Source organism: Streptomyces malachitofuscus (genome assembly GCF_055571035.1).
In genome coordinates this window covers 1-11,127 of the sequence record NZ_JBVIGA010000060.1, presented here as the reverse complement: position 1 = coordinate 11,127, position 11,127 = coordinate 1, and the positions used below count along the sequence as shown (strand labels likewise).

Genomic DNA, 11,127 nt, shown 5'->3' with positions numbered 1-11,127 from the left:
CTCCTTTTCGTTTTGAGGGTTTGTCGGGTGGGGTGGGTCTCGTTCCTCCCCCCCCCCCCCCCCCCCCCCCCACCGCGTCGTCCGGTCATCCGGTCGGCCGCCGTGGCAACCGCGCCTCAGCCGGTGCCGCCGCTGGTCGGTCTTCTCGCGGATGGTGTGGGCAATGCCGCGTTTTCGCGGTTACTGACCTTCAAAGCCTGATGTCGGTAGGGCCGGCGGCTCATGATCCCTGCGGTATCCCGAGTACGTGAGGTATGCCCAGGGCGGTGGCCTGACCGACCGGTTGGAGGCGGCCGAGCGGTTCCAACAGGGGGACGAGAACGCGGACATCGCGCACGACCTGCGCGTCAGCGTCCGGTCGGTGCAGCGCTGGCGCAGGGCCTGGTCGCAGGGCGGGCCGGGGGCCCTTGCCTCGAAAGGGCCGGCGTCGCTGCCGCTGTTGAGCGAAGAGCTGTTCGCCGTGCTCGAGCGGGAGCTGTTGAAGGGCTCTGTCGCGCACGGCTGGCCGGACCGGACCTGGACCCTGTCACGGATCAAGACCTTGATCGGGCGTCGGTTCCACAGGAGCTACACCGTCCAGGGTGTCGCCGCGCTGCTCAGACGGCACGGCTGGACCTGCCAGGTCCCCGCCCGCCGTGCCATCGAGCGCAACGAGGCGGCGGTGGCCGGCTGGGTGAAGGAGACCTGGCCGAGCGTGGAAGAACCGCGGCGGCGCTCGACGCCTGGCTCGTCTTCGAGGACGAGGCCGGCTTCTCGATAGGCTATGCCAAGATTTCCGTGAAGCGGTGACAGAACGTCATGCTGGGCTGGCGTGCACGGTCTGTGCTGTGCTGCGCCGGTGACGCGCCGGTCGGGGCAGCGGGACGCTGCGATCGTGTGAGGCGATGCTGCAGTAGCTCCTCCCGCACCTGGTCCCGCCGCGGCCACACCCCCGTGGTCCGCGTGCGGGGCCACTCCCGCCGCCGCTTATCCGTCGCCGCCCTGGTCTGCTACAAGCCTGGCGAACCTTTTCGGCTGATCTACCGACCCTGCCCCGATGCCCGGCCCGACGGACGCAAAAGCTTCTCCTGGAAGGACTACCGCGACCTCATCCAGAGTGCTCACCAGCAACTCGGCGGCCCGGTCGTACTGGTCTGGGACAACGTGAACACCCACCTGACGGCCGGCATGCGCCACTACTTCGCCCACCGCGACTGGCTCACCGATCGCACCTGTCGCGAGGGTCGCCTGTCCGCGTCGCCGTTCAGAATCTACGACGGCTGCGCCACCGAAACTGGTCTGGAACCCCCTATGGTATTTCGGCGATGCGGAGAAGGCCTGAATTCAGGTTCCGCATTCCGACAGTGCATGTATCTTTTGCATCTGCGGTGACGTAACCTCTTGTTTACGTACTGCAATCATGATCCGGCTGTCGGACCAGTGGCACGGGGGTGACTCATCTGCGCGTCATTTCCTGCGCGATGGCCGTCGCCGAGTGACCTCAAGTGATGGGCGGGACATGTACGAAGGCTCCACGCGTCCGGGTCGGCTGAATTGTCTCTGCCGCAATGCGCGTGTTTCCGTTCCTCTTTCCTCTCCGAGGTGATGAGGCATGTCCGCGACCGTAGAAATTGACGAGGATATGGAGACGGCCGTGGCTGTCGTCGGCATGGCGGCCCGGATACCCGGCGTCGCGGACCTCGACGAATTCTGGGCCGCGCTCGTTGCCGGCCGCGATCTGACGACACGTTTCGACCTTGGGGCCACGTACGGAGTAGTTGCCGACGTCGGCGGGTTCGATGCCGCCTTCTTCGGGGTCGCGCCGAGGGATGCGCAGATGCTCGACCCGCAGTTTCGGGTGTTCGTCGAGTGCGCTTGGGAGGCGCTGGAGCACGCCGGCTGCAACCCTCACACTTACCCGGGTGCCATCGGCGTCTACGGCGGGAGCGGCGAAACGGACCATCTGGCTGTTCTGTACGCACAGCGGCACCGGTTTCCGGAGGCGACGGACGAGCAGTTCCGGCTCGCCGGCAGTCGCGACTTCCTCACCGGCCGGGTGGCGCACACGCTGAACCTGCGAGGTCCGGCCGTCACCGTGCACACCGGCTGCTCCACCTCGCTCGTCGCTGTTCATCTGGCATGCCAGGCGCTGATCGCCGGCGACTGCGACACAGCCCTGGCGGGTGGAGTCACGCTGCGTGGTCCTGCGGGCGCCGGGGAGGGTGACGACCTGCTCTCGCCGGACGGCCGCTGCCGGCCGTTCGATGCGGACGCCGACGGAATGGTCGGCGCGGACGGAGCCGGAATCGTCGTGCTCAAGCGGCTGCCCGACGCACTCGCTGAAGGGGATCATGTTTACGCCGTGCTCCGGGGTTCGGGGCTCAGCAATGACGGATCCGGCAAGATCAGCTTCACCGCACCCAGCGTGACGGGACAAGTGGCAGCGATCCGCTCAGCGCACCTCGCCGCAGGAGTCTCCCCGGACACGATCGGCTACGTGGAGGCGCACGGCACCGGCACCGCGATCGGGGACGCGATCGAAGTCCGCGCCCTGTCGGAGGCGTTCGGGCTGCCGGGCTCCTCCAGGCGGTGCGTACTGGGCTCCGTCAAGTCGAACATCGGGCATTCCGACACGGCCGCAGGGGTGATCGGGCTCATCAAGGTGGTGCTGGCATTGCGCCACGGCGTTATTCCGGGCACGGCACACTTCCGCCGTCCCCACCCGCACCTCGACCTCGCGGCCGGCCCGTTCACGGTGACGAGTGAGGCGACGCCGTGGCCGCCGGGAGCCGGTCCCCGCCGAGCCGGGGTCAATGCCACCGGGGTCGGCGGGACCAATGCCCATGTCGTCGTCCAGGAGGCGCCGGCAGTACACCTGCCCCCCAACGAGAGCCGCTACCACCTGCTCCCGCTGTCGGCGCGCACCGCTGCGGCACTCGCCGAGTCGGCGGCGCGACTGCGCACCCGGCTCGACCGGGACCCGGTCGCGCTCGCCGACGCGGCATGGACCCTGCAGACCGGCCGTGCGGCATTCGCCCACCGAGCCTTTGTGGTGGCAGGCGACCGCGACGAGGCGGTCCAGGGGCTGACCGGCCTGGCCGAACCGCCCCAAGGTCCCACGACTCCTCCTCCGGAGACTCCGGAGGTCGCGTTCCTCTTCCCGGGGGAGAACGGCCCGCACGTCGGCATGGCGCGAGAGTTGTACGTGCACGAGCCGGTCTTCCGCGCGGCCATCGACGACTGCGCCGCTCAGGCCGCCGCGCACCTCGGGTGGGACTTGCGCCAGGTACTGCACCCGGACGCCGGCGGCGAGGCCGAGGCGGAAGCACGGCTGACCACGGCGGCGGTATCCCAGCCGGTGCTCTTCGCCGTCCAGCACGCCATGGCCGATCTGTGGGAATCTCGCGGGATCAGACCGCATGTGGTCCTCGGGTACAGTCTGGGCGCGTACGCCGCTGCTGTCTCGGCAGGAGTGCTCACACGGTCCGACGCGTTGTCGCTTGTACTTGCGTGGGGGCGGCTCCTGGACCGCTTGCCCGAAAGCGGCGGGATCGTCGTACCGCTGCCCGAGGCCGACGTGCTGCCGATGCTCGGCGACGACATGGCGATCACCGCGGTCGACGGCCCGCGGCGGTGTGTTGTCAGTGGTCCCCCGGCCGGCATCGGGCGTCTCGGCCGGCGTCTCGCCGGCCTCGGACTGGACGCGCACCGGGTACAGATCGCCTCTGCGGCCCACTCGGTACTCGTCGACGACATAGTCGACGAGTACGCCCGTGCGGTGGCGGCGGTGCGCTTGCGCCCACCGCAGCTGCCGTGGATCTCCGACCGGACCGGTGCGCAGGTCACGGCCGACGACGCCTGCGATCCGGCCTACTGGGTCGGTCACCTGCGTCACACGGTCCGCGCCTCCGACGCCTTGCAGACCCTGTTCGACGGCCCTTCGGGGCTCCTGCTGGAGATGGGCCCTGGCCGCGTGCTCGGGAGCCTGGCCCGGCAGCACCCCGGCTGTGAACCCGGCCGCACGATAGTACAAAGCTTGCCGGAGGCAGCCGAACGAGCGGGAGGTGCCGCCGAGTCGCTGCGTGCGACCGGTGTGCTGTGGCAGGCAGGGCTGCCGGTGCGCTGGTCCGCATTGCACCACGGCCGGCAGCCCCGGCGCGTCCCGCTGCCGACGTACCCGTTTCAACGTGAGCGGTTCGCGGTCGACGACCCTGCGTCCGTCGTGGCACGCGTGTCACCGGGTACCACGGAGCCGGTGCATCCCCCGGACGCGACGGTGGCCGGTCCGCGCACACCGGTGGAGAAGGCGATCGCCGCGGTGTGGTGCGAGGTGCTGGGAGTACCGCACGTGGGCATAGACGACGACTTCTTCGAACTCGGAGGCCATTCCTTGCACGCGACGCGTGTGCTGGCCCGGCTGGCTCCGGCGCTCGGCAGGGACACGCTTCAGCTCACGATCATGGACGTCTTCGACCACTCCACGATTCGCGAGCTCGCCGCTGTGGTGAGTGAGTCCGGTGGGCCGGACGGAGCCGGCCAGTGAGCACTCCCGCGGTCGCGGCCCCGGAACTGCCGGCCGTGTCCGGCGGACACCCCAGATGACCCGCGGAGGACTAGCGTGAGTGACCTGACCGAGTTGCCTCCGGCACCGGCAACCATCCCCGTGGTGCCCGACGGGGAACCCGTGATGTCGTTCGCACAGGAACGCCTGTGGTTCATGGACGCGTACGCGCCCGGCACGACGGCGTACACGATTCCGGAGGCATGGCGGCTGCGCGGTGCGGTAGATCCGGCTGCGCTCGCTGCGGCGTTGAACCGGGTTGCGGCCCGGCACGAGCCGCTGCGGACCCGGTTTCCCGGGACAGTGGACGGCCGGCCCACCGTCGTCATCGACGAAGCCGGTTCGATTCCGCTCACCACCTCGGAGGCCGCCGCCGAGGAAGCGGTGAGGAAGCTCGTCGACGCCTTCATGGCCGAACCGTTCGACCTCACGACCGGCCCTGTGGCGCGGGCGCTGCTGATCACCATCGCCCCCGACGAGCATGTGTTCGCACTCGCGGTACACCACATCGCGGCTGACGGCTGGTCCACCGAACTCCTTCTCGGCGAGGTACTGGCTTGTCTGGCCGGTGACCCGCTCCCGGACCTGCCGGTGCGCTACCGCGACTTCGCCGCATGGCAACGCGCCCGGCCCGACGCTGAACACGATGTGGCGTACTGGCGCAAGCAGCTCACCGGCGTCGCGCCGCTCGAGCTGCCGACCGACCGGCAGCGGCCACCGGTACCGACGTACACCGGCGCCGCGCACCAGTTCTCGGTCGAGCCGAGGGCGCTCGACGAGGTGCTCCGGCTCGCGCGCAGGCACCGGGCCACGCCATACATGGTGCTGCTCGCGGCATTCGCGGTTCTCCTGGGGCGCAGGGCGCAGCAGGATGACGTCACCATCGGGTCCCCGACGGCCGGCCGGCCCGTTCCCGAGCTCGACGACCTCGTCGGCTGCTTCATCAATATGGTGCCCATGCGGGTCGACTCATCGGGCGACCCGACGTTCGTCGAGCTGCTGCAACGGGTCCGCGCGACGGTCGGACACGCGTTCAGTCATCAGGAACTGCCGTTCGAGCGCCTGGTCACCGAGCTGAATGTGCCGCGTGAGGTGTCACGTTCGCCGCTGTTCCAGGTGGTTTTCTCCATGCAGAGCTACGAATCGGTGCTGCCGAGCCACCCGTCGCTCACCGTTACCGAAGACGTCCCCATGTCGTACTGCGCGACCAGGTTCGATCTCGAGCTTCACACCGCAGGCGACGGCGGCTTCCTGATGGTTTACAACACCGCGCTGTTCACCGCCGACTCGATCGCGCGCTTGGGAGCCCACTTCCACGTCCTCCTGGAGGGCATAGCGGCCGACCCGCACGCCCCGATATCGAGCTATGAACTGCTCACGGCCGATGAACGGGCGCAGCGCACACGCTGGAACGACACCAGCGCCGATCTCGGCGCCGATCAGTGTCTCCATGGCCCGGTCGAGGCGCAGGCGAGCAAGGCGCCTGACCGGCCGGCGGTGATCCACCCCGGGGGCCGGCTCTCGCATGGCGAGGTCGACCGGAGGGCGTGTCACCTCGCGGCTCAGCTGACCGCCGCCGGGGTGAGGAGGGGCGACCTGGTGGCCGTCGTGATGGATCGTGGGTGGGAGCAGGTCGTCGCGGTGCTCGCCGTCCACAAGGCCGGCGCCGCCTACCTGCCCGTCGACGCAGACCTGCCCGAGAGCCGCCGCAATGAACTCATCGCGCGCGGTGGCTGCACCGTAGCTCTCACCCAGCCGGCGCTGTGCTCGCGGCTGACCTGGCCGGACGGGCTGGTGACCCTGTCTGTCACCGGGGCGACGGGTGCCTCGGCGCCACTCTGCCCCGCCGAGGCGGACGACCTGGCCTACGTGATCTTCACGTCGGGTTCGACCGGCACGCCCAAAGGCGTGATGATCGAGCACAGGGCAGCGCTCAATACCGTCCGCGACATCAATGAGCGGTTTCGGGTGGGGCCCGACGACCGGGTGGTCGCGCTGTCCTCGCTGAGCTTCGACCTGTCGGTCTACGACGTCTACGGCGCGTTGGCCGCCGGTGCCTCGCTGGTCATGGGGCGGCCGTCGGAGGACAAGGACCCGGCGGCATGGGCACGGATGGTCACCGACCAGCGGATCACCGTGTGGAACTCGGTACCCGCGCTGATGGAACTCCTCGTCGAACACGCCGAGCAGCAGAAGGCCGACATCAGCTCGCTCCGGCTGGTGATGATGTCCGGTGACTGGATCCCTCCGACACTGCCCGACCGCATTCGCGCGCTCGCCCCGAACGCCGAGATCGTCAGCCTCGGCGGAGCGACCGAGGGATCGATCTGGTCGATCTTCTACCCCGTCGAGCACGTCGACCCGTCGTGGTCCTCCATCCCGTACGGTCGCCCGCTGGCCAACCAGCACTTCCACATCCTCGACCGCGGGCTGTGCGACGTCCCGGTCGGTGTTCCCGGTGAGTTGTACATCGGGGGCGCCGGAGTGGCCACCGGCTACTGGAAGGACCCCGAGCGGACCGCGGCGGCGTTCGTCACACACCCTCGCTCCGGCGCCCGCCTCTACCGGACCGGCGACCTCGGGCGGTACCGGCCCGACGGGGTGATCGAGTTTCTCGGCCGGGCCGACGCCCAGGTCAAAATCCGCGGCTACCGCATCGAACTCGGCGAGATCGAGGCACACCTGACCCACCATCCCGAGGTCGTCGAATGCGTAGTGACCACGCACGGGACCGGTAACGCCGCACAGCTTGTGGCGTACGTAGTCGTCGAACCCGGACACGCACCCGACACCGCGGCACTGCGGTCGCACCTCGCATCGGCGCTGCCGGCCTACATGGTGCCCAGCTCGTTCGTCATGCTGCCGAGGCTGCCGCTGACCGCCAACGGCAAGGTGGACCGCGGGCGGCTGCCTGCGCCTGAGGCACCTGTCGGCCGGGTGGTCGAGCCGACGGCCCCACGTACTGACCCGGAGCGGGCGATCCACGCCGTGTGGGCGGATGTGCTCGGCCGGGTCGACATCGGGATCGATGACGACTTCTTCGACCTGGGCGGCCACTCCCTGCTGGCGATCAAGCTGGTGGAGCGGCTGAGACGCGCGGCCGGCAGCACAGCGATCGCCGTGATGGACCTGTTCACACACCCGACGATCCGGCAACTCGCCGCTCTGCTCGACGGGACCACGCAGACCGCGCGCGGGCTGCTGCACCGGCTGACGCCTGAGCCGCGGACCAAGCCCGAGCTCAGCTTCGTCACGGTTCCGTACGGCGGCGGCGGCGCCATGGTCTACAAGCCGCTGGCGGACGCACTGCCGGCCACGCACGCGTTGTGGTCGGTCGCCATACCCGGTCACGACATAGGAATCGACGAGGAACGCGCACCCCTCGAGGACGTCGCAGCCCGGTGCGTCGAGGAGATTTTGGAGAAGGTGGCCGGACCGATCGCGCTGTACGGGCACTGCGGCGTCGGCTCGGCGCTCGCCGTGGAGATCGCCAGAAGGCTGGAGATGGCCGGCCGTGTCCCCGAAGCGGTCTACATCGGCGCCATCTTCCCGTTCGCCCGGCCGGGCCGCGGGCGCGTGCTCGGTGCACTGGGCAAGTTCCTCAATCCGGACGCGTGGCGCGGTGACCGCTCCTACGCCAACGGGCTGACCTCGCTCGGGCTCGACATGGGAGACCTCGACCCCGCGCAGACACGGCACATCGTCCGCAACACACGCCGCGACACCGAAGCGGCGGAGCAGTACTTCACGCGCCTGCTCAAGAGCCCGGTGGAGCGGCTGCGCGCGCCGGTCATCAGCGTGGCCGGGGAACACGACCCGGCGTCCGAGTTCCCTCAGGAGCGCTTCCTCGAGTGGCACTTCCTCAGTGACATCACCGCCTTGGTGTTGCTCGACGAGGCGGGCCACTTCTTCCAGAAGCATCGTGCCGCGGAACTTGCCGATATCGTGACGACCACTCATCGGGCTGTCGCGGCCGACGGGGTAGCCGACGGGGACGGGTGGCAGCTGCTCGACGTCTCGCGCGCCGGCTCGCCGGACACTCCCGGCGGGCCTCGGCCTGCGGTGAGCCGGTTCCTCACCGTGACGGCGGGTCGTCTGGCCTCGGCCGTCGCCTCGGCCCTCACCGGCGTCGCGATCCCGATCTGGGTCTATCTCACCACCGGCTCGCTCATCCAGTTCGCCCTGTCTGCCGGAGTCGGCCTGATGCCCGGGCTGGTCATTGCGCCACTGGCCGGCACGGTGGTGGACCGCCGTGACCGTCGCACGATCATGCTCGCGAGCGACATCGGCGCGGGCGGGGCCCAGTTGCTGCTCGGCCTGTTGCTGTGGACGGGGAACGTGCAGACGTGGCACGTCTACCCGCTCCTCGCGTGCTTGTCGGTCACCTTCACGTTCCAGCGGCTCGCCTACACATCAGCCGTGCCGCAGCTCGTCCCCAAACGGTACCTTGGCCACATCGGCGGACTTGTCCGGGCGGGCACGGGGGCGGGTCGGCTGATTGTCCCGGCCGCGGCCGTCTGGCTGCTGGCAGCCATAGGACTGGAGGGTGTTCTCGTCCTCGGCGTGTTGAGCTACTCGGTCGCGATCCCTGTCACGCTCCTGGTCCGGTTCCCTCGGACCATGGCGGGACCGACGGAGTCCGTGACGGCCGCCGTCAGGGCGGGACTCCGGTACTCGTGGGATCAAGCATGGCTGCGCCGGATGCTGATCTTCTGTGCGGTGCTCAACGTCCTGCTGTCGCCGTTGTTCCTCCTGATCCCACCGCGGGTGCTGGCGGTCGGCGGTCTCACCGACCTCGGTTGGGTGCTTGCCGGCTCGGGACTGGCAGGTGTGCTGGGTGGCCTGGTCATGACGCTGTGGGGCGGTCCGCCCCGGCGCCGGATGCGCTGCGTGGTGCTGTCAACGTTCTGCCTGGCCGTGTTCTGCGGGGTGACCGGCCTACGAGCCGACGTGGTGACGATCGGTTTCGGTGTGTTCGGCATGACACTTGTGCTGTCTGCGCTTCATGGGCTGCATGCCGCGATCGTGGAGGTCAAGGTGCCGCAACGGTTCCACGGCCGGGTGCTCGCGCTCACCACGATGATCGCGTGGCCCGGGCTGCCTGTTGGGCTCGGCCTGGTCGCGGCGTACGTCTCGGAACTCTTCGAGCCGCTGCTGGCTCCTGGCGGAAGGCTCGCGCCGACCTTGGGCGCGGTGATCGGCACCGGGCCGGGGCAGGGCATCGCATCGCTCTTCACGGTGTCGTCCGTGGCTGTCGCGCTGTTGGCCGTGGGGGCGCTGTGCGCCGGGCTGCCACGGCTCGTGGACGACAGTCCCGACGCCATTCCCGACGATCTGATAGGCCTTCGGGCGCTGGACCGCGTGACCGGACCTGATCGGCCGGCAGCGATCACCATGGGCAGCGCGAGGTGACAGCCCTTCCGACGACACGCATCGCAGGCAAGGACACAACATCGGTCGACCCTACGACGTCGAGGAGCAGGGGTAATGCGTTCTCAGGCTGTGATACGGAGCATGGCGGTCGCGTGCTGAGGGCGTGACCGGTAGTGATCGGCTGCAGCGGCAATGTTGGTCCAGTCTGCTTGGTGCATGTGCGAGGGCGAGGTTGCGCAGGGTGGACATGGCGCGGGGTGCCGTGCCGTGCCGGTGCGTATGCGTGAGTTGTCCTCGCCATAGGTGACACGGTCACTGCTCGATCTATCGGGGTGAACCGCTCATCACGTCGCCTGAGAGTGCATCCGCCCTGGCTGCTCACGCCGCGGTGAACCGTTCAGCGGCATCCCAGAGTTCGCCTTCACGCCGCTCGTCACAGGACTCCTCCGACGAGCGGTCCGCACGGCTGCGGTCGACGTAGGAACCAGTCGGTGCATGGGGCGTGCCGAGGACGAGGCGCGACCAGCCCTTCGGCCCAGTCGTCGGTGCCCTCGCCCGGGCCCTTCAGCTCTCCCGCGCCGAGCGCGACCAGCTGTACCGAAGCGCGCCGGGCTCCTGCCGCCACGGGACGGGACGGTCAGCACCCACGTGCCCGCTGGGACCCAACGGCTTGCCGCGCGCCTCGGCCACGTCCCGATCGGCGTGTTCACAGCCGACTGGAGGCTGGTGTCGTGGAACACCGCGTGGAGCGCCGTGCACGGCGACCCCGCCGTCATCCCGACCGCCGAAAGGAACCCTGCCCGCGCACTCTTCGGCAACGACGCCGCCCACGCCTCGATGCTTCCCATCCGGTCTGAGCGCGGACCAGACGCCTTAGAAGCGTCGGTCGTCGCCGACCTCAAGGACGCCGTGTCCCGGTATCCCGCGGACGCCCAGCTCGATCGTCTCGTGCAGGAACTGCGAGAAAAATTCGGTGTCTTCGCTCATCACTGGGCCACACAGACGACGGCGGCCCTCCCATATGACTGACCGCAAGAGGATCCGCCATCCGGAGATCGGCGACATCCTGCTCGACTGCGACGTCCTCATCGTCCCCGGCGCGGACCTGAGCATGGTCACCTAGTGCTGTGACCGGAAAGGTTCACCGGGGTCGGGAGCGGACGGCCCGTGGGCCAGGCGTGAGAGGATCGCGGCCGTGACCATCAAGCTTCATG

General features: G+C 69.2%; 3 protein-coding genes and 1 pseudogene. All 4 read left to right on the top strand.

Going from position 1 to position 11,127, the window contains the following annotated elements; all coding sequences use genetic code 11:
- Positions 1-247: 247 nt before the first annotated feature.
- Positions 248-1,203 (top strand): annotated as a pseudogene (locus tag ACZ44S_RS38925) (winged helix-turn-helix domain-containing protein); the annotation flags it as partial.
- Between the two features lie 388 nt (positions 1,204-1,591).
- Complete coding sequence (locus ACZ44S_RS38920; protein WP_466938195.1) at positions 1,592-4,522, top strand: type I polyketide synthase; 2,931 nt, start codon at positions 1,592-1,594, stop codon at positions 4,520-4,522.
- 144 nt (positions 4,523-4,666) lie between these two features.
- The gene (locus ACZ44S_RS38915; RefSeq protein WP_466938198.1) at positions 4,667-9,952 is read left to right on the top strand and encodes a non-ribosomal peptide synthetase/MFS transporter; all 5,286 of its coding nucleotides are present in this window, start codon (positions 4,667-4,669) and stop codon (positions 9,950-9,952) included.
- Between the two features lie 609 nt (positions 9,953-10,561).
- Positions 10,562-10,942: an MmyB family transcriptional regulator gene (locus ACZ44S_RS38910; RefSeq protein WP_466938193.1), complete on the top strand. Its 381-nt coding sequence runs from the start codon at positions 10,562-10,564 to the stop codon at positions 10,940-10,942.
- The last annotated feature ends 185 nt before the right edge of the window (positions 10,943-11,127 follow it).

Excerpts from the sequence above, each read along its gene's own strand:
- ACZ44S_RS38915 (WP_466938198.1), top strand. The coding sequence starts at position 4,667 with ATGTCGTTCGCACAGGAACGCCTGTGGTTCATGGACGCGTACGCGCCC.
- ACZ44S_RS38920 (WP_466938195.1), top strand. The coding sequence starts at position 1,592 with ATGTCCGCGACCGTAGAAATTGACGAGGATATGGAGACGGCCGTGGCT.